Source organism: Gilvimarinus japonicus, from assembly GCF_042847215.1.
Taxonomy (GTDB): Bacteria; Pseudomonadota; Gammaproteobacteria; order Pseudomonadales; family Cellvibrionaceae; genus Gilvimarinus; species Gilvimarinus japonicus.
On record NZ_AP031500.1, the window covers coordinates 1,016,973 to 1,043,234 of the forward strand.

The following is a 26,262-nucleotide window of genomic DNA, read 5'->3' on the forward strand; positions in this document are numbered from 1 at the left end:
TCTAGAGTAATCAAGACGCCGAAATGAGCATGCAGCTGGCTCTTAGAGGTTTGGTTAGCGTTTAACAGCCAATCTCCCCAACCACCAAAGCAACAACCCCAACAAAATCCCCGCCGTATTGGCGGCAATATCGCGCATATCGAAGCTGCGCCAAGGTAGGGTGTATTGAATACACTCGATGCCGGTGGAGAATAAAAACAGTACCGCGAAGCGCCATATCACCGAACGCTGGCCGAAGGCAAAACCGATGGAAATTCCCGCGATTACGTAGCCACTAAAGTGCATGAGTAAGTCGTTAAAGTCGCCCACTACGGCGCCCGGGTTTTTGGCAACCCCGAAGCCGATGTAGATGACCAGCATGACAAAAAACTGCGTGACGCAGAGTGTGCGCCACGCTGAGTGGAGGGCATTCATTAGCGCAGTACCAGTAGTGATACCCGTGTGCGGCAGATCATCGCGGTGGTGGTGGAGCCGACAATAAAGTGACGAATACGCGAGTGACCGTAGGCGCCCATAATCAGCAGGTCGATGTTCTCTTGCGCTTGATAGTCAGACAAGGCTTTCTCGGGGTCGCCCGTTACCAGGGTGGCGGTGGTATCAAAGCCGGCGGCGTTTAGAATCGCCTTGGCTTTATCAAGCGGCGCGCGGTTGTCGGCGGTATCGGCGGCGGCCATCACTAAGTGACAGGGTATGCCTTTAAACAGCGGGCTGGCGGCGACCATCTCAACGCCCTTAAAGGCGGTGGCGCTGCCATCAAAGGCAATCATCACGCGTTTGGGTGCGCTAAAGCTTTGCTGGGCAATAAGCACCGGACAGTGCATGGTGCGAATAATGCCCTCTAGGTGGCTGCCAATGTGGCCGTGGGCGCTGGCGGTATCGGCGCCGCGTTTACCTACCACCAGCATGCGGGTTTCATCTTCGAGGTCTTTGAGAGCGTCTAGCAGCTCGCCATGGCGCTGGCGCGATTCGGCTTCGGCAATGCCATTGCTGGCAACCCGCTCGCGCGCCGCGTGCAGCATAACCTTACCCTGCTCCATGGCGATCTTGCTGCGTTTTTCATCGAGGCTGGCAAGCTCTTCGAGCAGTGCCTCTTGCGAGCCGAGCCCGATAGTGCCGCTTAAATTACCCGCAGCACTGCGGGGAATGTCGTCCAGTACATGGAGCAAGCTCAGTGGCGCATCCATTTGCGTTGCTGACCAAGCGGCGTAGTCGCATACGGCCTGAGCGTATTGGGAATCGTCGATGCAGGCGATCACTTTATTGTTCATACGTGTATCCTTTTTCGTCGCTAGCGGACGGTCAATGACCCATTAACTGGTCGATTGCCTCGGGCTTATCGTGTACGGCAAAACGGTCTACTAAGGTGGCGCTGGCTTCATTCAGACCGATCAGCTCAACCTCTGTTCCGTCGCGGCGAAACTTGAGCACGACTTTGTCGAGAGAGCTAATGGCGGTAATGTCCCAAAAGTGAGCACGGTGTAAGTCGATGGTAACTTTATCCACGGCTTCTTTGAAGTCGAAGCCGGCGATAAACTGCTCGGCCGAGGTGAAGAACACTTGCCCAATTACTTGGTAGGTGCGGTGCTCGCCGGCGTCGTCGACCGTGCTGCCAATATAAAGAATATCGCCCACCTTGCGGGCAAAAAACAGGGCGCTAAGTAGTACCCCCAGTAATACGCCCAGCGCCAGGTTATGGGTGGCGACCACGACGGCCACCGTGCTGACCATCACTATAGACGAGCTTTTGGGATTGGTGCGCAGCGCCGCGACGGACGACCAGCTAAAGGTACCAATAGACACCATAATCATCACCGCCACCAGGGCGGCCATGGGGATACGCGCCACCCAATCGCCTAAAAAGACGACTAAAATGAGCAAAAACACGCCGGCAATTAAGGTGGATAAACGGGTGCGACCGCCGGACTTAACGTTGATCACTGATTGCCCGATCATGGCGCAACCGGCCATGCCGCCTAGAAAGCCCGAGGCTATGTTGGCGGTACCTTGGCCGACACATTCGCGGTTTTTATTGCTCTCGGTGTCGGTTAAATCGTCGACGATGGTGGCGGTCATCATCGACTCTAACAGGCCCACTACGGCCATGGTGATGGCGTAAGGGAAAATGATTTGCAGTGTTTCAAAGTTAAGCGGAATATCGGGCAGTAAAAATACCGGCAGGCTGTCGGGTAGCTCGCCCATGTCGCCTACGGTGCGAACATCAATGCCAAAATAAATGGCGACGACGGTTAGGCTGACAATGCACACCAGCGGCGAGGGCACCGCGCGGGTAATATAGGGAAACAAATAAATAATACCGAGGCCTGCCGCTAATAACGCAAATACTGACAGCGTGGCATTGTTGCCGGTGATTTCGGGTAGCTGCGCAAGAAAAATTAAAATCGCCAAGGCATTAACAAAGCCCGTTACCACCGAGCGGGAGACAAAGCGCATCAGCCCGCCGAGCTTAAAGACCCCGGCAAAAATCTGAAACACCCCACACAATACCGAGGCGGCCAATAAATACTGTAAGCCGTGGTCTTTAACCAAGGTAACCATCAGCAGTGCCATGGCGCCCGTCGCGGCGCTGATCATTGCCGGGCGGCCACCGGTAAAAGCGGTGACAAAGGCGATACAAAAAGAGGCGTAGAGGCCGACTTTAGGATCGACGCCGGCAATAATAGAAAAGGCGATCGCCTCGGGGATTAGCGCGAGCGCCACAACCGTGCCCGAGAGTACGTCGCCGCGAATATTGCCAAGCCAGTGTTGGCGCAGATGGTTCATCATGTTGTAGGTATCCAGTCAGTCAGTGCTAGGCAGCGTTCAGACACGCTTGCCGCACAGCGTAGAGTGTTGCGTATGAAAATCAGGTGATCAAAGGGTGTCAATAACGCCGCATCAGACGGTTAATGCTTAACTCGTTGATTGGCCGGCTAGGTGGGCATATGCCTATGGTGGAGTGATTGTCGCAGTTTGTCTTAGCAAGTTAGCCATTATCTATAGGGCGCCGTTTCTTTGGTTGCTCAAAAAAAGAGGTTGCTCAATAAAGCGCCGCAGTATAGCAAAAAGCGCCGGGCTTGTCGCTGAACAAGCCGCTAGCCGATTTTACTAAGTAGGTCTTGTGCGTGATACAAATCGGCAGGGGCGTTGATGTTTAAAAAAGGGTCGCAGGCTTCGCAGGCGAATTCGACAACGTCGTGGGGGCGCTCGGCAATCCAGTGTTGCAACCATGGGATATCGCCACCAGTGCCGAGCGTGGCGGCCAAGTCGGGTAATAGACTTTTGTGCCAAAGGGCAAATACTGGCTGCATTCGCCCGCCGGAACTTGCCACCACTACTTGCGATTCATCAAGGCGGGCCGCGCTGAGTTGCGCCACTAAGTCGGTGGGGAAGAACGGCGTATCGCAGGCAAAGCTGGCAAGCCATTCATTACGGCTGTCGTGCTCTATCATCCAGCTCATGGCCGCGTGGATACCAGCCATGGGGCCGGGGTTGTCGGCAAATATATCGGGCACCACCGGCAGCTTGGTGCGTGCAAAGCGCAAAGCGTTGCCGTTGGCGCTTAAGAGCAGTTGGCTTACTTGGTCGCGCGAACGCTCGACACTGCGAGCCAGCAGCGTTTTGTCACCCAGAGGCAGCAGGCATTTGTCGCCACCACCCATACGGCGTGCTAGGCCGCCGGCGAGAAGAACACCTACAGGTTTTTGGGGCTGGCTCATGACACCTCAGTTTTGTAGAAATAAGCGCCAATTATACGGGCGCTGGCCGTCGTGCGGAAGCCATTTGTACCTGTGAAACCACACTTCGTCCAGTACTGTTCAATTATAGAGCGGCTATTGGCCTTTTGGTTCAGTCTTGCGATAACTTAATTCTATTTGATCGATTCAGTTAATTAATTTTAGCTAGTGTTCTTGGTTGTTTATAGTGGAGCCATAGTGTTGAGTCTAAACTTTTAACCGGATTCAGCGTGTTACAGACTAAACCTCGTAAGGAAGACGCAGCTATGACTAAAACCACGTTAACCACCTCTGCCGGTGCGCCCGTTACCGACGACAATAACAGTATCAGCGCCGGCGAGCGCGGCCCGCTTACTTTTGACAACCATTACCTTTTTGAAAAACTCGCGCACTTTAACCGCGAGCGCATCCCAGAGCGGGTTGTGCACGCTCGCGGTACAGGCGCTTATGGTACTTTTACGTTAAAAGAAAGCTTAAAAGATCACACCATAGCCGACTTTTTGCAGACCGCCGGTGAACAGACCGAGGTGTTTTTGCGCTTCTCTACTGTTGGGGGTGGTCAGGACTCTAGCGATTATGCCCGTGACCCGCGCGGCTTTGCCGTTAAGTTTTACACCAAACAGGGCAATTTTGATGTGGTGGGCAATAACACGCCGGTATTCTTTTTGCGCGACCCGATTAAGTTTCCCGACTTTATTCACTCGCAAAAGAAAAACCCGCGCACCAACTTGCCAGACCCCCAGGCGATATTTGAGTTTTGGGCCAATCACCCTCAGGCGCTGCATCAAATGACGATATTAATGAGCGACCGGGGGATTCCCGCCAGTTACCGTCATATGCACGGCTTTAGCTCGCACACCCTGAGTTTTTGGAACGCGGCTGGCGAGCGGGTTTGGGTCAAGTGGCACTTTAAATCCAACCAAGGGATTAAAACCTTAACCGACGATGAAGCCATGACGTTGCCGGCGTTTGGCGCGCAGCAAGATCTAGTCGAGGCGATTGATAAAGGGGATTACCCAAGTTGGGCGGTGAAGCTGCAAATTATGACCGACGAGCAAGCGGCGAGTTATCACATCAACCCGTTTGATTTGACCAAGGTCTGGCCCCACAAGGATTTTCCGTTGCAGGAGGTCGGCACGCTGGAGCTTAACCGCAACGTCGAAAACTATTTCGCCGAGACTGAGCAAGCGGCGTTTGCGCCGAGTAACTTGGTGCCGGGGGTTGGCGCTTCACCGGATAAAATGTTGCAGGCGCGCTTGTTGGCCTACCAAGACGCGCACCGCTACCGGGTGGGTGTAAATCATAATCAGTTGCCGGTTAATAGTCCGCGTTGCCCGGTGAATAATTATCAGCGCGATGGTCAAATGGCGGGTTGTCCTTATCACAGCGGCAGCGTGCAGGGCTCCGGGGCAAACTTTTACCCCAACGATCGCGCGGCCGAAGGAGCGCCTGATGTAAGTAATTACATATCTGAGCCGCCACTGGCTTTGTCGGGCGCGGCGGCCACTCGCTACGATACCTCGGACGACGATCACTACACGCAAGCGGGTGATTTGTACCGTTTGATGAGTGACGATCAAAAACAGCAACTGGTGGGTAATATTGCCGGCGGCTTAAGCCAGGCCGATGCCTCGGTACAAGAGCGGATGGTGGCTTTGATTAGCCGTTGCGACGCCGACTATGGCGCCCAAGTGCAGGCCGCCATTAACGCCTAGCCTGTTTGACGTTATTGCCACCGCGAAAATACCCACATTGAGAGATGTGGGTATTTTTTTGGCAAAACCATCGGTTAAACTTTATCGAGGCTCGGCGCGTATAATACCGCTCCATCAACAACGGATAGATCGGGTACGTCAGTCATGAATCAAGACTCTGAACAGCAGCAAAAATTAGAGCAAATGCGCCGCGAGTATACTCGCGGTGGTTTGCGTCGCACCGATTTAGCCGGCGATCCGCTGGCACAGTTTCGGCATTGGTTTGATGAGGCGGTAGAGGCCGGTTTAGGCGACCCCACAGCCATGGTGCTCGCCACGGTTGCTGAAAGTGGGCAGCCATCGCAGCGCATCGTACTGCTCAAGCGTTTAGAGGAACTCGGCTTTGTGTTTTACACCAATCGTGCGAGCCGCAAAGGTGGCGAGCTGGCGCACAGTCACTTGGCCAGCCTATTGTTCCCCTGGCACCCTCTGGATCGACAGGTGAAAGTGGCTGGGCGGGTCGAGGTGTTAGGGCAGGCCGATGCCGAAGCCTACTTTGCCTCCCGTCCCCGAGAGAGTCAGTTGGCGGCATTAGCCTCGCAGCAGAGCGAGGTGATTGAGTCGCGCGATGCGTTAATGGCGGAGTTTAATGAGTTAAACGAGCGTTACGCGGATCAACCTATACCCCTGCCGCCCCATTGGGGAGGTTATCGTGTTGTGCCTACCGAGGTGGAGTTTTGGCAAGGCGGTGCGCACCGTTTGCACGATAGTTTTCGTTACCGCTTAACGGACGCGGGTGAGTGGCACATTGAGCGACTCGCGCCCTAGTGAGCACACTATTAAGGATGCTATGAGTTTACCAAGTTCTATTAAAGCGCAGGCTATTGTCGAACAGCAGTTGCGGTTGCAGTCTGTCGCCTGCCCGCGCCCACGCGCCCAAGAGGTGCTTATTAACGTGGCGGCGGCCGGGGTAAACCGCCCCGATGTAATGCAGCGTCAAGGCTTGTACCCGCCACCTGAGGACGCTTCGCCCTTACCGGGGCTAGAAGTTGCGGGCACGGTGGTAGCGTGCGGCGCTGAGGTGAGCCGTTGGCAGGTTGGTGATCAGGTGTGTGCGCTGGTAAATGGCGGTGGTTACGCCGAATACTGTGTGGCGCCCGCAGGGCAGGTGCTGCCTATCCCCCAAGGTTTTAGCCCGGTGCAGGCGGCCGCGTTGCCCGAGACGTTTTTTACCGTTTGGTACAATGTGTTTCAGCGCGGCGCATTAAAAGCCGGTGAAACTTTGTTGCTGCACGGTGGTACCAGTGGCATCGGCACCACGGCCATTATGTTGGCCAAAGCATTCGGCGCGCGGGTACTGTGTACTGCCGGTAGCGATGAAAAATGCCAGGCGGCACAACAACTGGGCGCCGATTTGGCCATTAATTATCGCACCGAGGATTTTGTCGCGCGGGTAAAAGCCGAGGGCGGCGCCGATGTGATTCTCGATATGGTGGGTGGCGATTATATTGCCCGCAATATTAAAGCTGCGGCGGTCGATGGGCGCATTGTTAATATCGCCTATTTGTCTGGTAGCAAAGTCGAGTTGGATTTTGTGTCGGTTATGCTCAAGCGCCTGACGCTGACGGGGTCCACTTTACGGGCGCGCTCAAGCGATGCCAAAGCGGCCCTGGCGCGCGAGCTTGAGCAGCGGGTTTGGCCGTTATTAAATGCCGGTAGCATAAAGCCGTTAATAGCCGCCGAGTTTCCGTTGGCCGAGGCGGCTGCCGCGCACGAACTAATGGAGTCCAGCCGTCATATGGGTAAAATTGTTCTGACGCCGTAACGATTTACTTACCCGCGCGGGCCGCTATTGGCAATACCATAACAAACGCAATAAGGAACATGCATGAGTCAATCTGACGCTCGCCCTTTGGCGGGCATCCGGGTTATTGAGTTTGGTCAGCTAATTGCCGGCCCCTTTGCGGGCTGCCTGCTGGCGTACTTTGGCGCCGAGGTAATTAAAGTCGAGCCGCCGGGTAAGGGTGATCCGATTCGCGGTTGGCGCGCGGTAGAAAACGGCACCTCGTTTTGGTGGCGCAGCATCGGCCGCAACAAAAAAAGCATAACCCTCGATTTAAAATCAGAGCGCGGCCGCGAGCTGGCCGCAGAGCTAATGACCAATGCTGACGTGATCATCGAGAACTTTCGTCCCGGCGTTATGGAATCGTGGGGGTTGGGGCCCGAGCAGATAAAAGCCCTGAACCCTGCTTTGGTTTACACACGAATATCCGGCTATGGCCAAACCGGCCCCTATGCGTCACGGCCCGGCTTTGCGTCTGTTTGTGAGGGCATTAGCGGGTTTCGGTACGTGAATGGCCACCCCGGGGAGGCGCCGGTGAGGCCCAATTTAAGTATCGGCGATTCTATTGCCGGGCTGCATGCAGCGTTTGGTATTGTATTGGCGCTGCTCGGGCGGGCGAATCATAGTGCCGGGGCGGGCCAGGTAGTCGACGTGGCCTTGTACGAATCCATGTTTAATTTAATGGAGGCGGTGATCCCCGAGTACTCCGGTGCCGGGATCGTGCGCGAGCCCTCGGGCAGCACCGTGACGGGTATTGTGCCCACCAATACCTACCGTTGTTTTGATGGTAAATACGTGGTGATTGGCGGCAACGGTGATTCTATTTTTCAGCGTTTAATGACCGCTGCCGGCCGCCCGGATATGGCAGCGGACCCACGTATGGCCGATAACAGCGGGCGGGTGCAGCGTGAAGAAGAGATTGATCGCGTACTCGCGAGTTGGTGCGCGGGTAAAGACAGCGATGAGATATTGTCTGAGCTGGACACTGCGCGCGTTCCATCGGGGCCAATTTACAGTGTTGCGGATATGTTTAGTGACGAGCATTTTAAGTCTCGCGGTTTGTTTGAGCGGGTCGATATAAACGGTAAGCCGCTGGATATTCCCGCTATGGTGCCGCGGTTGGCTGACACGCCCGGTTGTACAGACTGGCCGGGCGGCGAGGTTGGCAGTCATACCGCGACGATTTTACAGGATTTATTGGGGGTTACCCCCGAGGCGCTGGCGCTATTGCGTAAAGATGGTGTGATTTAAACCACCTTATTGTGGTAGCAACTATCATCTGCCTTGAACGTGGGCAAAAGTGATGGCCCTGTATTTGCGCGCGCAGCCCTTAGTGAAGGGGTCGCGCAACTGATGAGATGCATAAAGATATTGTCCGTTTAATTCCCATAACTGCTTGAAAAACAAGTCAATCATTAGTGAGCTTAATCTTGTGATAATTACCCTAAATGAGACACTTGTCGCAAAGGCTTGACAACGTTGTCCATGTCGGGGTAAAACTAGTATCTGAGTTTTGCTGAAATTATGATAGTTAATAACATTTTCGGCGCGCTTTACCGATAGAAGTCGCGCTTGAGTGCTTATACGAGCCCGGTTTGGGGTGGGTATGTGCTCAGGCAAGCGCTAGGTCGACGAAACCGGTCGCTTCTATTATCAAAAAAATTATTTCACTAGGGGTTAGGTGGCTATGCAATTTCATAAAAAACTATTAAGCATTGCAGTCTGTGCGGCGGCGACTGGGGCGATGATGCCAGCAGTGGCGCAAGACCAAGGTGCGGACTCTCCAGAGTTGGTCGAGGAAGTGGTGGTACGCGGTATGCGCGTTAGTATCGAGAACGCGCAAGATATGAAGCGTTACGCCGATACCGTTAAAGATGTTATTACCGCCTCAGACATTGGCGCACTGCCCGATAAAAGTGTGACCGAAGCGCTGCAGCGCGTTCCCGGTGTCACCATCGAGCGTTTTGCCTCATCTGATGATCCTAAGCACTACGCTGACGAAGGCACTGGTGTGTTGGTGCGCGGTTTGGATCGGGTGCGCTCAGAGGTGAACGGTCGCGACGCCTTCAGTGCTAACCCTTATGGTGGCTTAAACTACGAAGATTTCCCCGCGGAATTGCTGGGCGCTGTCGAGGTGGTTAAAAACCAGACGGCAGACTTAATCTCTGGTGGTATTGCCGGTACGGTCAATTTAATTACCCGCAAACCGTTTGACTCGGACGAGCGTTTGATCTCATTAAACGCCAAAGCAAACTACGGCGATTTCCGTGAAGAGGTCACGCCATCGTTCTCGGCATTGTTCTCTGACAGCTGGGAAACCGACGTGGGCCGCTTTGGTTTTTTGCTGGCTGGCTCTTACTCGGAGTTTAAAACCCGTGGTGACGGTGTTGGCTTGGGTAACTTCCAATCGCGTGGTGTTGATTCGACCGTTGTGTATGACGAGTGGGGCACTCCTCAGGTGGGGATTACCCCCGGAAGTTACTCTGAACCTTGTGTTCCGGACGCTAGCGATTGGCGTAATTGTGACAATTTAGGTTTTCCGGATGGCAAGCAATACACCGCTGAAGACGCCCCCTATGAAGGCACATCGATTTCTGGTCAAGAAGAAGGGGTAACCTGGTATACACCTTCTCAATATCATATTAGTACTGCCGAGAATGATCGCGAGCGTCAAGGTTTTACCACCTCGTTGCAATGGGCCAACAAAGATGAAACTGTTCAGGTTACCCTAGAACATATTAACTCCAAGGCTTCTCTTGAGTGGAACGAACGTCGTATTGGTCAAGCTGCGCAGGGCTTTAAAAGCTTTATGGCCAGCTCGCACGATTGGGTGGATGAGTCAGAAGAAGGGCGTCCGCGAACGTTTGATGATAATGGCTTTTTAACCTCGGGTGTTGGCTTAGGTGTTAACGCAGAGGTACCGTTACTCTATATTACCCGTTACAACTACAACGAAAACACCGTTGAAGATACCTCGTTCAACGTAAAGCTAACCCCTAACGACCGCTTAACTGTAGAGCTGGATTACCAGCACATCGACTCTGAAAAGCTGGTGCATAACTACAGTATGTCGGGGCAAACTCGCGGCGATCAGGTGGGCAACTTGCTGCCCGCTTACCTAGACTTGCGCGGCGATCATCCGACGATCGAGTTTTTAAGTGATGCTGACTTTAAAGGTTTTATTGATGAAGAGAAAACCCAGCCAGATATCTATCTTGGTTCGGGCATGCAGCAGGAAGAGCATAACACGGCCAAAGCTGACAGTTTCCAAATCGATGCCGAGTACGCGTTTGATGGTATTTTTACGGCGGTTAAGGCAGGGGCATACTACTCAGACAAAGACCTAACAGTGCGTGATACCGAATACGCCGGCTGGTCGCCCATCTCAACACCTTGGGTTGCCGAGCAGCGCGTACAATCGGCTGCAGCGACTCACCCCGAGTTGTACGACGAGATGGACATGTCTGATTACTATGGCGGCGAGGTGATTCAGGGTGACTTGCAAACATTCTTGTTCCCACGTTTAGATTTAGTAAAAAACTACCCGCAAAGTTTGGGGCAGGGTTGCGCCGAAGGATGGTCGACCGAGGGCGACTCCGCGGGTAATGCCGCAGATGGTACGGGTGGTTGTGCTATTCCATACTCTGAGATGGAAGGTCGTATTTCCGCCGGTAGCCCATTTGGTGAGCACGACGTAAATACCACTAATGAAGAGCGTACCGAATTTTACGTACGTGGCGACTTTGAGTTTGACAATATGGCGATGCCCCTTAAAGGTAATGTGGGGTTGCGCTACGTTAGTTACCAATTAGAGTCGACGGGCTTCTTAGTGTTGCCGCCAGAGACTAGCCGCGGTAGTGCACAAACGGCCGAGTTTTTAGAGCAAGAGTACAAAAGTGTTTATGATCTGGCCAGTGGAGAGTCCTTCTTAAGTACTGTTGAAGGCACTGATTATGATACTGTGCTACCAAGTTTAAACTTAAGCTTGGGGGTTACCGAAGATATTGTTGTGCGTTTTGGGGCCTCTAAAGGGTTGTACTTCCCTAACTTACTCGATACCCGTAACCGTGCAATTGTCAGCCTAGATGTAGACTCTAAGTTGCAAGACGAAAGCTTGCCACAAGATGAAGCTACCAACCCAGTTATTGGTATCGATAGTGTTTCTCTAAATGCCTCGGCCAGCAATCCATACCTAGAGCCAGAGGAGTCTATTAATCTCGATTTGACCGCTGAATGGTACTTTGCTCCAGCGGGCTCGCTCACGGTTGGTTTGTTCCACAAAGAGCTTGATAACATTATTCGTAACCGTCAGTTTGACTTAGATGTTGAGCACGATGGTGGCACTGATGTGGTATCGGCTTATGGGCCAGACAATACCGGCTCAGGTACCATCCGCGGTGTCGAGTTCTCCTACTCGCAGTTTTACGACATGCTGCCGGGTGCCTGGAGCGGTTTAGGTCTGCAGTTTAACTACACTTACATTGACCAAGATGGTTTGGAAGACCCTACCAGTGCGGCACCACCTAGCACGCGTTTTAATGCCGCCGGTGAGCAAGTGTTAGATGAACGGAACACTTTCCGAGTTTTTAGTGACTTGCCACTGCCTGGGTATTCAGATGAAAACATGAACATTGTGGGCATGTATGAGTACGAGGATATCTCGTTCCGCTTGGCTTACACATGGCGCTCGGAGTACTTGCTGACCCTGCGTGAGTCTGAAGATTATGTTCCTGCTTATGTGAAAGATCAGGGAATGATGGATGCTAGTCTTTACTACACGATCAACGATAACTTGAAGATAGGTATCGAAGGTAGCAACCTGCTAGGTACGGAAACTCAAACTGAGTACCAATTTAATCAAGAAGGCGACAAAACGGATGCGCTTAGCTTTATGACTGATCGTATTTACTCGCTAAGCCTTCGGGCAACCTTTTAATCGTTTGACGTAAAATTAGTCGAAGGTAACCTGAAGAGCGCGCCGCAGTAATGCGGCGCGTTTTTTTTTGATCCGTTATATGCGATTATGGAGTATTTGTAGCGTATGTCTTTGGTGAGTGTAAGTTTATGGCTAACCCTATAAAATCCATCTGTATTGTTGGTGGAGGTACTACCGGTTGGATGGCGGCCAGCCTGCTGTCTACTGTATTGCAAAAAGCCGACATTAAAATCACCGTGGTGGAGTCGCCAGACATTGCCACGATTGGCGTGGGTGAGTCTACCGTGCCCTCAATAATGGATTTTTTGCGCGCTTGCCAAATTAATTTGCAAGAGTTTATGGTGGCTACATCTGCCAGTTTTAAATTGGGGATTCGTTTTGATGATTGGCTAACGCCGGGAAAGCACTTTTTCCATCCGTTTGGCCGCGTTGGGCACGAGGTTAATGGATTTGATTTTTATCAGGCTTGGCTGAAATCTTGTGCTGATGGCGGTGCCACTCGTTTAGCCGATCATGCGCCAGCGGCAATAATGGCGGAGTCACAACGCTTTATGCTACGCCCGCAGCAATCAGATAGCTGGGTTTTAAATAGTTACAGCTATGCGCTACACCTGGATGCGATAGCGGTATCGTGTTTTTTACGTGAGCTCTCGCAAGCGAGAGGTGTAAAAAGGATCGAGGCTACTGTTGATAAAGCTCTGGTTGATGAACGAAATTTCATAACATCTCTAGAGCTAAATGACGGCTCCCTCATTGAAAGTGATTTTTATATTGATTGCACTGGGTTTAAAGGACTGTTGATTCAAGATGCGTTAAACGTCGGGTACGAGGATTGGGGGGAATACTTGCCGTGCAACCGTGCGGTGACGGTGCAAACCGAAAACACCGCTAGTCTTGCCCCTTATACAGTAGCGACTGCGCGCGACTTCGGTTGGACGTGGAAAATCCCCCTGCAGCATCGTACCGGTAACGGTTATGTGTTTTCAAGTCGATACTGCTCGGACGAAGAGGCCACAGATACTTTGCTAGAGGTGGTGGGTGGAAAGCTTCTGGGGAAACCAAGAGTTATCCCTTTCACTACCGGAAAACGAAAAAAATTATGGCACAATAACTGTTTGGCTTTAGGGCTATCTTCGGGGTTTTTAGAGCCGTTGGAGTCGACTGCGATTCATTTGGTGTATAAATCTCTTGTCCATTTTATTAAGCACTTTCCTGATGCTGATTTTGACTCGTGCAATGAACAAGCGTTTAATAAAAAAATAGATGCCGATTATCGTGAGGTTCGCGATTTTATTATTCTGCATTACTGTACTGCAGGTCGCGCTAATACCGAGTTTTGGCGTTGGTGCAAAAATATGCCGGTGCCTGAATCGCTACGCGAAAAAATACAGTCGTTTCGTAGTCGAGGTCAGGTTGATCACAGCCCTAGCCAGTTTTTTAGTGGTGACAGCTGGGTTTCTATTTTTGAGGGAATGAATATCCGGCCCGAAAAATATCATCCGCTAATGGATGCATTTGATAGTGTTAATATTTCGCGGATGCTGCAGGATAACGCAAAAAATATAAAAGATGCAGTCGAGTCTATGCCTATGCACGATGACTTTATTCGGCAGAACTGCGTAACAAACTTTAAGTGAAATGGCGGTAAACGCAGGTAATATATGACGGCGTATAAGAAAATTCCTGAATATCGAGACTTGTCGGCCGATGAGTTTTTTTCAGATGTTGCACCCGAGCAGCGACCTGTCGTTATTCGCGATTTTGCTAAGTGTTGGCCGGTGGTAAACGCCGCCAAACAGTCTTCTTTGGCTTTTGCAAACTATTTATGTCAGTTCTATTCTGGCGGGAAGGCCCGAATTTTTGTGGCGCCGCCCAACGCCAATAAACGGTTTTACTACAGCGACGATATGGCCGGTGTTAACTATATTGCCGGAGAGGAGCGGGTAGATTTATTTTTAGGTCGGCTTTTAGAGCTTATAGATCGCGAGGTGTATCCCGCTATTTCTATGCAAAACGCTCTTCCCAGTAGCCTTCTGCCAGGTTTTACTGATCAGAATTGTTCCGATTTTTTTAAAGGGGTAGAGCCTCGGTTGTGGATTGGTAACGAGGGCATAGTCAGTGCCCATTACGACGGTGCAGATAACATGGCGTGTGTGGTGGCTGGCCGTCGCCGTTTTATATTGTTTCCGCCCGAACAAACGGCCAATTTATACCCGGGCTCCCTGAACTACACGCCCGCTGGCGCGCCGACTAGTCTTGTGAATCTTGATGCGCCTGACTATGACCGCTATCCGCGCTTTAAAATTGCACTGGCCAACGCGTACTGTGCTGAATTGGAGCCGGGCGATGCCATTTTTATTCCGCTGTTATGGTGGCATCATGTGGAGTCGTTGGCGAAGGTGAACGCGCTAATGAACTGTTGGTGGAACGCCTCTTCACTCAAAGGCGAAACGCCACCTAGTCCACTTGATAGTTTGAATATCGCGTTGCTGGCTATGCGCAACTTAAATCAAAAACAGCGTAACGCGTGGCGTAGTATGTTTGATCATTATGTGTTTAAACAAGTAGAGGATCCTGCTGCGTATATCCCCAAGCAACATTTGCATTTGCTGGGGGATCTAACTGCTGATGACGTCAACATGCTGAGGCAGCAATTCGGCGATAAGTTAAAATTATAGCGGCTGCTCGGGTGGCCTGCTGCACATCAATAAAGATTTAATTATGAGAAAACCTAAAAAAATACTGATTGTCGGCGGAGGTACTGCTGGCTGGATGGCGGCGAATATGCTGGTGGCCCGCTGGGGTGATGTTCAGGTGAGCCTGCTCGAATCAAGCGATATAGGTATTGTTGGGGTCGGGGAAGGTTCGACTCCGCATTTAAAGCTTTTTTTCGACTCGATTGGTGTTAAAGAGTCAGAGTGGATGCCTCGTTGCAATGCGACCTACAAAAATGGCATTTATTTTTCTGAATGGTCACATGTGCCCGGCTATAACAGCTATTTTCATCCTTTCCCTGCCCAGGTTGACGAGCTGACTGTTCCTTCGTTTTTTCACAATATTAAAGCTCGTATGCAGGGCATCGAAGCACCGGCTCATCCGGATAATTATTTTTTGGAGTCCTATTTAACGCGCCATAATCTCGGGCCTTTGGCCGCTGAGAGCTTTCCTTTTTCGGTCCTTTATGGCTACCACTTTGACTCAGGACTATTGGGAGAGTTTTTAGCTGAAAGGGCCGTTGCTAAAGGCTTACATAGAATTAATGGCACCGTCACAGAGGTTTTGCTAGATGAGGATGGTGCGGTGGGATCGCTCAGGCTGGACGATGACTCGTTGGTAGAGGCCGATTTTTTTGTCGACTGTTCCGGCGCCCGATCTTTACTACTGCAAGATGCGCTAAAAGTGTCTTTTAAGAGTTATCGAGAAAACTTGTTTAACGACTCTGCGGTAGTGATACCTACCACAATACCGGATGTGGTTACCCCCGCAACCCGTTCTACGGCTTTGTCTAATGGCTGGGCCTGGCAGATCCCATTAACTAACCGCTATGGCAATGGTTACGTGTTTAGCTCTGATTATATTATGCCCGATCGAGCCGAGCAGGAGTTAAGGGAGCACTTAGGGTTGCTCGATAGCGACGTAGAGGCCAGACACTTAAGGATGAGTATTGGCCGAGTAGATAAACACTGGGCTAAAAACTGCCTGGCGGTCGGTCTGTCTCAAGGGTTTATCGAGCCCCTAGAAGCGACAGCGTTAGCGCTCTGCTATGAGACAATAAAACACTTTTTGGACCACTTCGAGAAAGGGCAGTTTAGTAATCAGTATGAAAAGGCCTTTAACCAGGTTATCAACAATAAGTTTGAGGGCATAAGGGATTATATTGTCGCGCACTATAAAGCGAATCAAAGAACCGACACACAGTATTGGCGCGATAATGCGGCCAATACACAGTTGCCTGATCGACTAAAAGCTATTTTATACTTGTGGACCCATAGTAAAAACTTTGCAGAAGAGATGGAGGCACAAAAGCTTGGGGTAAGTTATCAAGCTAAATCTTGGGCCTGTTTATTGGCCGGTTACGGCATTTTCCCCGCTTTACAAGATGCGCCCGCTAAAGCTCAACCTGATGTCGAGCAAGGAATGGACGAAATTACCGATTTTATTCGCCGCTGCGGACTAAACTTTCAAAACCACAATCAATTACTTGCGCAACTGTAAGGTATTAATGGTTAATGCGACTGATGTTGGCGCCAGAACCTAAGAAGCGCTTGTTGCGCTGGCTATTGCTACACGCCCTTGCTCGCTCCGGTTAATTCGGCACATTTATTACGAAATGGGAATCGTCGTATAATGGCCGTTTTGACATGCAGAGAGCTTTTATGCAAATTAGCCCCGGCCTCTACCGCCACTATAAAGGTGGCGAGTATTATGTCTATCGTATAGCTACTCACAGTGAAACTCGCGAGCCTTTAGTGGTGTATCGCTGCCTGTACGGCGATTTCTCGTGGTGGGTGCGTCCCCTTACTATGTTTACCGAGACCATTGAGCGCGATGGCGAGACATTGGCGCGCTTTGCCTTTGTGGCCCCCATGAGCGCCGCCGAGGCTGACCGCTTGGCCGGTGGCGGCACGGAGAAGATCGTTGCTAATAGCGAAGATGCGCAGTGGATGGCGATGGCTCGCGAGCTTGCCGAGAAAGCCGCCGATTATAACGAAGTGCCAGTGGGCGCTGTGGTTGTTCAGCAAGGGCAGGTCATCGGGCGAGGTTATAACCGTCCGATCGGTAGTTGCGACCCAACGGCTCATGCCGAGATGATGGCGCTGCGTGAAGCGGCCCGGCAAGTTAACAATTACCGTCTGAACGACTGCACGCTTTATGTGACTTTAGAGCCTTGTACCATGTGTGTTGGCGCTATGGTGCATGCGCGGGTAGGGCGGTTGGTGTACGGCACCACCGAGCCTAAAGCGGGGGTTGTCGAAAGTCAGGCGCAGCTGCTTGATGCGCCGTATTTTAACCATTCGATACAGGTTACCGCAGGTGTTGAACGTGAGGCCTGTCAGCAACAGTTAAGTGAGTTTTTTAGGCGTCGCCGAGAAGAGAAAAAACAACAGCGTCAACGTCGTAATGACGCTGACGCCTAATGGTTTTATTGCCTGGCAGGTTGGCTGGCGGCGCTGGTACGCTGAGCCACAGGGGCGATTGCGCGGGCGGCATTGTTGCCTCGTATCGGATTGCAGTTTTTAATTTTAACTTTACCTTGCAACACATTGCCTTTCGAGTATTCGTTAAAATGGCAAGTGTTGGTCTTAGGGTCGTAGTTCTCGATCCAAAGATTTTCATCCTTCCAGGTGGCGGCAATATGTTGCTGCCCGTCCGGGACGGTGACACTCATAACGCCGCCGTATTTTTTGACAAACACTTGCTGAAAGTGAAAGTAATACGCCGCCCAGCCGACCAATAAAACCGCTATTGCGCTGATTAGTGCGGCTTTCCAAAAATTGTATTTACCCAGGCCGACTAGCAATACCATGGCCAGCGCGATAGCAGCGGCCCAGTAAAGGTAGGTAATCATTCAAATCTCCTATCATTAAGGCTGTTTTTAGAGTGTTACCTTCACGGAGGTCGCTGTCAATCGCTGTTCAATGGTTGATTGACGCAGATGTGTCTCTCGCTGATCAGTTGCGGAGGCCATGTTTGGTGGCGGGCTGAAAAACGTTGTCAGGTGGTGCGACTATAGCACCGACATCGGCATAATGCCGTTGTCGTTACGCTCTGCTTTTGGCTCGGAGGTATCATCGGTATTGGTGTCGGCGCTGGTAGCCATAGCCAGGCGGCGCTGCTCTTGCTGGTCGTGCCAAGCAATAATATCGCGAAAGCGCAAAATATTATTCACGTAGTGCACCGGCTCCCAGCCACGGGCGTAGCCGTGCTTTACGGTGCGGTAGTATTTACGTTTGGCCAGCAGTGGCAGGTACTTTTCCACGTCCTCCCATTTGTCCGGGTTGCCACCGTGGCGCTGAGTTAGCACTCGCGCATCTTCTAAATGGCCCATACCGGTATTGTAGGCCGCCAGCGCTAATAGGGTACGGTCTGGGTCTTGGATGCGCTCGGGCAGACGGGTGTATAAATCTTTTAAGTAGGTAGCCCCGCCGCGCATGCTTTGCTCGGGGTCGAGGCGGTTTTTTACGCCGAGCTCTTTGGCGGTTACGCGAGTTAGCATCATCAGGCCTCGCACACCGGTGTGAGAGCGTGCGTCTGGGTTCCAGTGAGACTCTTGATAGCTCATGGCGGCCAATAGTTGCCAGCTTAACCCGACCTCATCCCCAACCTTTTGCATCAGCCCCTGCCATTGGGGTAGGCGTTTTTCTAGGCGATGGGTAAACAGGAGCGCCCCCCCGGTACTGACCGGGTCATCGTTACTGAAAAATTCGGCAACAAGTGAGTCGAGTATTCCGTCATTTTCAATGCGCGCTAAATAAGCTTGAGCGCGGTCGTATAGACTGGTGTCGGTGCGCTGAGGAAAGGCCCAGCCGAGGGTTTCGGGCTCTCCTACATCAAAGGCAAGGCGCGCACGGGGGAATGTTTGGGCGTTAATATGGTAGGCGTTGGAGTCAACGATGGCGTAGTCCACTTCGCCGCGGTGCACCATCTCCAGAAGGTCAATCATTTCTAGGTTGGGCTCTTCGCGCCAGCTAAGCTCTGGGTAGTCGGCTTTGAGCTGCTGTAAACGCTCGACATGGGACGATCCGGCAATAACCAGTAAATCGCCGCCGGTAACGTCAGCGATAGATTCGGGTTTATCTTTACCACGGTTATAAATCAGCTGTTGCGTGACCTCTAAATAGGGCGAGGTAAACTGCACGCGGGTTTGACGCTGAGGGGTAATGGTTAAGCCAGCGGCCGCCAGCTGACCGTCACCTTCGGTCACCATATCGAGCATGGCTCCTAGGTGCTCCTGCTCGCGGATCTCTAGGGTGACCCCGAGCGAGTCGGCAAAGCCTTGCAGTAATGCGTACTCAAAGCCGGTGGTGCCGTTGGGCCCTTCGTAGTAGGTGGTGGGCCCGTTGCGCGAAATGGCAACCAAAGTGCCGTTGGTAAGCACTTGCTCTAGCATGGTGGGAGGGCGGCTGGTTACCAAGCTGGCGCAAAGCCCAATCAACAGTACGCCAAACAGCGTGCGCTTTAGCGAAAAGCGCCGTGGCAGCTGCCGCGCGTAGTGTCTGAGTTTGCTCAACATTAGGCCTACCCTTCCGGCGTTAGCCGGTTCTGTGGTCGGTGCCGTGATCCCGAGGAGGCCCTCTAAAATCACTCAGCCGCACAAATTTCGCGCGATTTTAACCATTCTTACGCCGGTGTACCACCTGAAACTTGTATAGAAGGGCAATCTTGCTGTTCAAATAATAACCGATTTGTGCGTTGGCGTCCATTTGACGGTCTCTGTGAGCGATTAATATGGATGGCCGGATTCGATTAGTTTTTGCCGCTCGAATGCTGCCAAGGCTGATCAATTGCAGTACAATACCGGCCCTCTCAGTACCGTCATAGTCCGGCGCATCGGCTGTATCGGCTTTGCCCGAATCGAAGTGTCAGGCGGTAAGACGCTCAATCCATCCAACCCCGCAAGCTTGAGGTTGCAGCCTACTATGCTCATATTGCCCGGTGCCCCGGCACTTTCACCGTTTCGCTCACAAAAGTTGCTTGCCAATTTGCAGGCCGTTGCGCCCGGTATTACCTCGGTCGCGGCCGAGTTTACCCACTTTGCCGACCTCTCGGCGCCGTTGAGTGAACAGGATCAGCAGGTGCTGGCGCAGCTGTTGACCTACGGCCCCCGCATGGATGAAGTCTCACATGAGGGTGAGCTGTTTTTGGTGTTGCCGCGTTTGGGCACCATTTCGCCCTGGTCATCCAAGGCCACCGACATCGCTCACAATAGCGGCTTGTTTGAGGTGAACCGCATCGAGCGCGGGGTTAGCTACCACGTGCAAGGCGAGTTTAACGCCGCCGAGCGAGATGCAGTAAAAGCATTGCTGCACGACCGTATGGTAGAGGCAGTGTTTACCAGCCTAGAGGCGGCCGGTGGTTTATTTGATCACGCCGAGCCCGCGCCGCAAACCAGTGTCGATATCCTCGGGGGCGGGCGCGAGGCCTTGGTTAACGCCAACCGCGAGCTGGGCTTGGCCCTAGCAGACGACGAAATTGATTATCTGGTGAAAAACTTTCAGGCGCTGGGGCGCAACCCGGTCGATGTCGAGTTAATGATGTTTGCCCAAGCCAACTCCGAGCACTGCCGCCATAAGATTTTTAATGCCTCTTGGACACTAGACGGCGAAGATCAGCCGTTAAGCTTGTTTAAGATGATCAAAAATACCAACGAGCTGGGTGGCGAGAACGTGTTGTCGGCCTACTCCGATAATGCCGCGGTGATTGCCGGCCCCGAGGCCGGTCGCTTTTACCCCGACCCAGACACCGGCGAGTACCGCTACTCATCCGAGGCCATCAACTTATTGATGAAGGTCGAGACCCACAACCACCCCACGGCGATCTCTCCGTTTGCCGGGGCTGGCACCGGGGCCGGTGGCGAGATTCGCGATGAGGGGGCAGTCGGGCGAGGTTCTAAGCCTAAAGTGGGTTTAACCGGCTTTGCTGTGTCAAACCTGAATATTCCCTCTTATATTCAGCCGTGGGAGCAGGATTACGGCAAGCCCGAGCGAATCTGCAGCGCGCTGGACATTATGCTCGACGGTCCCATTGGCGGCGCCGCCTTTAATAACGAGTTTGGCCGCCCCAATATTTGCGGTTATTTTCGCACCTTTGAAGAAGATCATGACGGCGAGCGTCGCGGTTACCACAAGCCGATTATGTTGGCCGGTGGTTACGGCAATATTCGCACCGAACATGTCGAGAAACCACCGTTTGCCGCCGGCTGTAAGTTAGTGGTACTGGGTGGTCCGGCTATGTTGATTGGTTTAGGCGGTGGCGCCGCTTCATCGATGGACTCTGGGAGCTCATCCGAAGACTTAGATTTTGCCTCAGTGCAGCGGCAAAACCCTGAGATCGAACGCCGCTGTCAAGAGGTGATTGATCGCTGCTGGCAGCAGGGCGGACAAAACCCCATTGCCTTTATTCACGATGTGGGCGCCGGTGGTTTGTCGAACGCCTTTCCCGAACTGGTAAAAGATGGCGAATGCGGTGGCGGTAAATTTGAGCTGCGCAACGTGCCTAACGACGAACCTAGCATGAGCCCCTTGGCCATTTGGTGTAACGAATCCCAAGAGCGCTATGTGCTTGCCATTAAGCCCGAAGACCTCGCCCGCTTTGAATCTTTGTGCGAGCGCGAGCGCTGCCCTTACGCCGTCGTGGGTGAAGCCACCAGCGAAAAACAACTGGTGGTTAACGACACTCACTTTGATGCTAAGCCCGTTGATTTGCCTATGTCGTTGTTGTTTGGCAAGGCGCCCAAAATGCATCGCGAGGCGAGCCGTTACACGCCCACCACTGATTCATTCGCCACCGGCGATATCCATATTAACGAAGCGGCCGAACGCGTGCTTAAGCACCCAAGTGTGGCCAGCAAAAGCTTTTTGATTACCATCGGCGATCGCTCGGTCACCGGTCAGGTGGCTCGCGATCAAATGGTTGGCCCTTGGCAGGTACCCGTTGCCGATTGCGCCATTACCACCGTTAGTTATGATTCGACCAAAGGCGAAGCCATGAGCATCGGCGAGCGCACGCCACTTGCGCTGTTGGACGCGCCGGCTTCTGGCCGCATGGCCATTGGTGAAGCGTTAACCAATATTGCCTGTGCGCCTATCGCCGATATTAAAGACATCAAGCTATCGGCCAACTGGATGTGCGCGGCCGGTCATAAAGGCGAGGATGAAAAACTCTATCGCACCGTTGAGGCGGTGGGTATGGAGCTTTGCCCCGCGCTAGGTTTAACAATTCCCGTGGGCAAAGACTCTATGTCGATGCGCACCGCATGGCAGGACGGCGGCAAAGACAAAGCCGTGACTGCGCCGCTGTCGTTGGTGATCACCGCGTTTACACCGGTGACCGATGTACGTTTGGCCGTTACACCACAGCTGCGCACCGACAAAGGCCTAACCGACTTATTGCTGATCGACTTAGGCGCGGGTAAAAACCGTTTGGGCGGCTCGATTTTGGCGCAAACCTACAACAGTTTGGGCGACACCCCTGCTGATGTAAACGATGCCGCGCAATTGAAAGGCTTTTTTGAGGCAACTCAAAAAGCGTTGGCCGAGGGCTGGGTATTAGCGTATCACGATCGTTCTGACGGCGGTTTATTTACCACCTTGGCCGAGATGGCTTTTGCCGGCCACTGCGGTGTCGATATCGACATTGATGGCTTAGGCGATTGTCCGTTAACCGCCTTGTTCAACGAAGAGCTAGGCGCTGTGCTGCAAGTTAAACGCGAACACACCGAGCAAGTCCTGGCGCTTTATGCGCAAGCCGGCGTGGCCGGGTGTAGCCACAAAATAGGCACCCTTAACGAAGACGACTGGCTGCGTATTTCGCAGGCGGGCGAATTGGTATTTGATCAGTCCCGCGTAATTTTGCAAAGCTTGTGGAGCGAAACCAGCTATCAAATGCAGTCGCTGCGGGATAATCCCGAGTGTGCCCAGCAAGAGTTTGATGCGTTAATGGCCAACGATCAGGGGTTGTCGGTTAACCTCAGTTTTGACGCTAATGAAGATGTTGCCGCGCCTTTTATTAACACCGGCAGTAAACCGCGTATCGCGGTACTGCGCGAGCAGGGCGTTAACGGCCATGTAGAAATGGGCGCGGCGTTTGACCGTGCCGGTTTTAGCGCCGTCGATGTACACATGAGCGATCTACTGGCGGGCCGCACGAGTCTAGAAGACTTTAAAGGCCTAGTCAGCTGTGGCGGTTTTTCTTACGGTGACGTGTTGGGCGCCGGTGAAGGCTGGGCGAAAACGGTATTGTTTAACTCGCAAGTGCGCGATCAGTTTGAGCAGTTCTTCCATCGCGGTGACACCTTCAGTTTAGGGGTGTGTAACGGTTGCCAGATGATGTCGAACTTAAAAGACCTGATTCCGGGCGCCGAACATTGGCCGCGTTTTGTGCGTAACTTATCCGAGCAGTTCGAGGCGCGTTTCTCGCTGGTGCAAATTCAAGAGTCGCCGTCAGTGTTGTTTAAAGGCATGGCCGGCTCGCATCTGCCAGTTGCTGTGGCTCACGGCGAAGGTCGTGCCGAGTTTGTCGATGGCGCCGCTTTAAACAGCTGCGACAACAGCGGTTTGGTATCCATGCGTTACCTGGATAACAGCTTAAATGTGACCGAGACGTACCCGGCTAACCCCAACGGCTCACCGAACGGTATAACCAGTGTGACCAGCCAAGACGGTCGCGCCACTATTATGATGCCGCACCCAGAGCGAGTGTTTCGCACAGTGAGCAACTCATGGCATCCAGATGACTGGCAAGAAGACGGCGCTTGGTTGCGCTTGTTCCGCAATGCACGAGTGTTTGTGGAGTAATAGATACGGCTATGTGTTGTAAAAAAGGCGAACCAACTGGTTCGCCTTTTTTTTTGCCCCTTGAGCCTCTTAAATAATAATAGCCGATTGGGCGTTAATACGCCTAACGCTGATCGGTAGTGTTAGCAGGCTACCTTCTTAGAGCTTTCAGTCTAGAAAACTTGTCGGGGTTTCTACCGCATTGGCGTTTACTTAAGGAGCACGGTCGTCGTATTTTGGTGGGATTACGTTATCATTGGGAGTAATAATGTCGATAGTTAATCGTAGCTCTATGAGCAAACCGGTTTGAACGGAAGACTTATATAAAAATGGACCGCCCCTATGCCCAAAAGTGATTCGCTAATTCCGAAGGATGTTGAAGCAAAGTTTGATGCTTACCCTCCGGCCGTAAAACCGCGCATGCTGGTGTTGCGTGAACTGGTGCTGTCGGTTGCCAACCGTATCGGTGTTGGGGAGCTGGATGAATCGTTGAAATGGGGCGAGCCTAGTTATCTCGCTAAAGGTGGTAGCGCTATCCGAATGGACTGGAAGTCGAAAACTCCCGATGAGTGCTTTTTGTTTTTTCACTGCCAAACTAAACTGGTGGATACATTTCGCGAGTTATACTCAGAGGTGTTAGAGTTTCGGGGCAACCGGGCGCTTGTGCTGCAGCTTGGTAAACTGTTGCCAGAGCGAGAGGTTGCACATTGTATTGAGCTTGCACACCGCTATCAAAGCCTTAAAAACCTACCGTTACTGGGGTGCTGATTTGTGTCTCGAAGCTTGGTTGTGGTGATGAAATATGGATATAAAAGGAGGTAAGTGGCAATGCAGGTCAGTGATATTAGAGTATTTATTCCGAGTAAAGATTACCAAGTGTCTCAGTCTTTTTATCAGGCGCTCGGGTTTACAATGTCAAAAGCTTCGGACGATTTGTCGATATTGGAAAGCGGTAATAGTACGTTTTTTCTGCAGAGGCACTATAACAAAGAGTTTGCTGATAACTTGATGCTGCAACTGATTGTGCCGGATATCAACGCGGCCTATGAAACTATATCGCGTATCGAAGGCCATGAATTTAGGTTTGAGCCGATTAAAACCGAATCTTGGGGTAAGGTTATCTATCTGTGGGGGCCGTCGGGCGAGCTTTGGCACATTACGCAGCTGAATAGGTAGTGCTTTGGCATTCTCGCGTCGCGTGTCATCAGGTTATGTAAACGGCCGATGGGAATAGCGCGATAGTGAAAGGAACGGTGCCGTTATTGCCAGGGTGGACTACTGTTGCTAGGCTCAACCACACCAATAATAACAGGGCGTATCTTAATGATGCTGTTAACTGGACGACTCACGCTATTGATGCTGGTACTGGTGCCCGTAAGTTTAATAGCGGACACCGTTACTTATTGGGACTGGGGCCATTCCCCCAAGCGCGATAGCTATCAGTACGCTCTGTTGCAAAAGGTTCTGGAGGTGACGGTAGCAACCCACGGCCCCTTTAGTTTGTCGCGGGTGCCGCAAGAGCTCAGCACCAGCCGTGCGAGACGTGAGATCAATAACGGGTCACTTATCCGTGTGCGTGCTGGCCCTTATATTCCGGCTGAGATGGTCGATGATCCGGCGGAGGTTAACCGGCCCGTCAAGACGCCAATCATGTTTAATTTGCTCGGTTTTCAACGGCTAATTTTACAGCGTAAAGACTTGCCTAAGCTTCAGGGGAAAGGGACTCTGACAGACCTTAAGCCTTTTACTATTGGTTTGGGAAAAGGGTGGGTTGATGTCGACATTTATCGCCACAACGGTTTTACGGTTAACGATGGTGCCCATGTCACAACACTATTAGCAATGCTGGAGCAGGGCCGCTTTGATCTTATGCCCGCTACCTTGATGGATTACACGGAGGCACTGGCGCGCGCGTCCGAGCCAGAAAATCTGGTGATGGCGCCGAATCTGGTGATTCATTATCCGTTTCCTTGGGTCTTTTATGTCGGAATTAATGATTCATCACTGTCTGAGCGTATTGCGGCGGGGTTAGATTTGTTACTGGCATCGGGTGAGCTACAGGAACTGTTTGAAGCGAACTTTAGTGACGAGCTAGAGTTTCTGAATCAAAAGGGTTTAATAACAGTGACATTAGAGAACCCTTATCTTAGCGATGATTTCTCGTTTCATAAGTTTCCCGGACTTATTCCTTAGCGTCACGCTGTCGGTTGCGATCAATAGAAAGGCGGGAATTGATTGGTAGCCTGCTTGTTATAGTACCGCTGTTTGCGTTACATAACTCACTTCAAGCTCCCGGTGGAATAACTAGATGGAGGGCGCAGCTGGATGCGGCGACAAAACGTAAGCGGTGAGCGTGGGCGACTCAGTCATTATGCTATGTATTAAGGGGTGGGGATTTAATACCCTATGCTCGATTATGTTTAGGCCGTCAGGCTTGGTCAGCGAGGTGGCGTCAATCTCCGTAAATATTGTTGTGTAGGTTATGGTGTGTCGTAAGCGTCTTTCAGACTAACGCGGTAAAAAAATTCTAATCGTTACTTTGCAGGAGAGTACCTAATGT

General features: G+C 52.1%; 19 protein-coding genes. 13 read left to right on the top strand and 6 right to left on the bottom strand.

Going from position 1 to position 26,262, the window contains the following annotated elements; translation table 11 throughout:
- Positions 1 to 54 precede the first annotated feature (54 nt).
- From ACGHAD_RS04330 to mobA, 4 genes are all read right to left on the bottom strand, one after another.
- On the bottom strand, positions 55 to 414 hold the full coding sequence (locus ACGHAD_RS04330) for a VanZ family protein (protein ID WP_382413578.1): 360 nt from the start codon (positions 412 to 414) through the stop codon (positions 55 to 57).
- Positions 414 to 1,268, bottom strand: coding sequence for a universal stress protein (locus ACGHAD_RS04335; protein ID WP_382413576.1), 855 nt, complete (start codon positions 1,266 to 1,268; stop codon positions 414 to 416). The genes ACGHAD_RS04330 and ACGHAD_RS04335 overlap by 1 nt, the downstream gene beginning before the upstream one ends.
- 31 nt (positions 1,269 to 1,299) lie before the next feature.
- Positions 1,300 to 2,784, bottom strand: coding sequence for a SulP family inorganic anion transporter (locus ACGHAD_RS04340; protein WP_382413574.1), 1,485 nt, complete (start codon positions 2,782 to 2,784; stop codon positions 1,300 to 1,302).
- 308 nt (positions 2,785 to 3,092) lie between these two features.
- A complete protein-coding gene (gene mobA, locus ACGHAD_RS04345) occupies positions 3,093 to 3,716 on the bottom strand; it encodes a molybdenum cofactor guanylyltransferase MobA (protein ID WP_339616545.1) in 624 nt (207 codons plus the stop codon).
- 284 nt (positions 3,717 to 4,000) lie between these two features.
- Between mobA and ACGHAD_RS04350 the strand changes: the two genes are divergently transcribed.
- The 9 genes from ACGHAD_RS04350 to tadA all read left to right on the top strand — a co-directional run bounded on the left by ACGHAD_RS04350 (position 4,001) and on the right by tadA (position 17,345).
- The gene (locus tag ACGHAD_RS04350) at positions 4,001 to 5,449 is read left to right on the top strand and encodes a catalase (RefSeq protein ID WP_382413571.1); all 1,449 of its coding nucleotides are present in this window, start codon (positions 4,001 to 4,003) and stop codon (positions 5,447 to 5,449) included.
- 144 nt (positions 5,450 to 5,593) lie between these two features.
- A complete protein-coding gene (pdxH, locus tag ACGHAD_RS04355) occupies positions 5,594 to 6,256 on the top strand; it encodes a pyridoxamine 5'-phosphate oxidase (protein WP_382413569.1) in 663 nt (220 codons plus the stop codon).
- A 22-nt stretch (positions 6,257 to 6,278) separates the two neighbouring features.
- Positions 6,279 to 7,253 carry an NAD(P)H-quinone oxidoreductase gene (locus ACGHAD_RS04360; RefSeq protein ID WP_382413567.1) on the top strand — a complete coding sequence of 325 codons (975 nt, stop codon included), beginning with the start codon at positions 6,279 to 6,281 and terminating at the stop codon, positions 7,251 to 7,253.
- Positions 7,254 to 7,316: 63 nt separating this feature from the next.
- The gene (locus ACGHAD_RS04365; RefSeq protein WP_382413565.1) at positions 7,317 to 8,522 is read left to right on the top strand and encodes a CaiB/BaiF CoA transferase family protein; all 1,206 of its coding nucleotides are present in this window, start codon (positions 7,317 to 7,319) and stop codon (positions 8,520 to 8,522) included.
- A 436-nt stretch (positions 8,523 to 8,958) separates the two neighbouring features.
- A complete protein-coding gene (locus ACGHAD_RS04370; protein WP_382413563.1) occupies positions 8,959 to 12,207 on the top strand; it encodes a TonB-dependent receptor in 3,249 nt (1,082 codons plus the stop codon).
- 128 nt (positions 12,208 to 12,335) lie between these two features.
- Positions 12,336 to 13,844, top strand: a complete 1,509-nt coding sequence (locus tag ACGHAD_RS04375) for a tryptophan halogenase family protein (protein ID WP_382413561.1) — start codon at positions 12,336 to 12,338, stop codon at positions 13,842 to 13,844.
- A 24-nt stretch (positions 13,845 to 13,868) separates the two neighbouring features.
- On the top strand, positions 13,869 to 14,885 hold the full coding sequence (locus tag ACGHAD_RS04380) for a cupin-like domain-containing protein (protein ID WP_382413559.1): 1,017 nt from the start codon (positions 13,869 to 13,871) through the stop codon (positions 14,883 to 14,885).
- Between the two features lie 43 nt (positions 14,886 to 14,928).
- Complete coding sequence (locus ACGHAD_RS04385) at positions 14,929 to 16,422, top strand: tryptophan halogenase family protein (RefSeq protein WP_382413557.1); 1,494 nt, start codon at positions 14,929 to 14,931, stop codon at positions 16,420 to 16,422.
- A 161-nt stretch (positions 16,423 to 16,583) separates the two neighbouring features.
- Positions 16,584 to 17,345: a tRNA adenosine(34) deaminase TadA gene (gene tadA / locus ACGHAD_RS04390; RefSeq protein WP_382413555.1), complete on the top strand. Its 762-nt coding sequence runs from the start codon at positions 16,584 to 16,586 to the stop codon at positions 17,343 to 17,345.
- Positions 17,346 to 17,350: 5 nt separating this feature from the next.
- Here tadA and ACGHAD_RS04395 read toward each other — a convergent pair whose 3' ends face one another.
- Positions 17,351 to 17,776, bottom strand: coding sequence for a hypothetical protein (locus ACGHAD_RS04395; RefSeq protein ID WP_382413553.1), 426 nt, complete (start codon positions 17,774 to 17,776; stop codon positions 17,351 to 17,353).
- Between the two features lie 159 nt (positions 17,777 to 17,935).
- Entirely contained in the window at positions 17,936 to 19,441 is a 1,506-nt protein-coding gene (gene mltF, locus ACGHAD_RS04400) for a membrane-bound lytic murein transglycosylase MltF (RefSeq protein ID WP_382413551.1), read from the bottom strand.
- A 406-nt stretch (positions 19,442 to 19,847) separates the two neighbouring features.
- Between mltF and purL the strand changes: the two genes are divergently transcribed.
- The 4 genes from purL to ACGHAD_RS04420 all read left to right on the top strand — a co-directional run bounded on the left by purL (position 19,848) and on the right by ACGHAD_RS04420 (position 25,895).
- Entirely contained in the window at positions 19,848 to 23,723 is a 3,876-nt protein-coding gene (gene purL, locus ACGHAD_RS04405; RefSeq protein ID WP_382413917.1) for a phosphoribosylformylglycinamidine synthase, read from the top strand.
- A gap of 321 nt (positions 23,724 to 24,044) precedes the next feature.
- Positions 24,045 to 24,470: a DUF1801 domain-containing protein gene (locus ACGHAD_RS04410; protein WP_339616560.1), complete on the top strand. Its 426-nt coding sequence runs from the start codon at positions 24,045 to 24,047 to the stop codon at positions 24,468 to 24,470.
- A gap of 60 nt (positions 24,471 to 24,530) precedes the next feature.
- Positions 24,531 to 24,878 carry a hypothetical protein gene (locus tag ACGHAD_RS04415; protein ID WP_339616561.1) on the top strand — a complete coding sequence of 116 codons (348 nt, stop codon included), beginning with the start codon at positions 24,531 to 24,533 and terminating at the stop codon, positions 24,876 to 24,878.
- 147 nt (positions 24,879 to 25,025) lie between these two features.
- Positions 25,026 to 25,895 (top strand): hypothetical protein, encoded by an 870-nt coding sequence (locus ACGHAD_RS04420; protein ID WP_382413549.1) that lies wholly within the window; start codon positions 25,026 to 25,028, stop codon positions 25,893 to 25,895.
- The last annotated feature ends 367 nt before the right edge of the window (positions 25,896 to 26,262 follow it).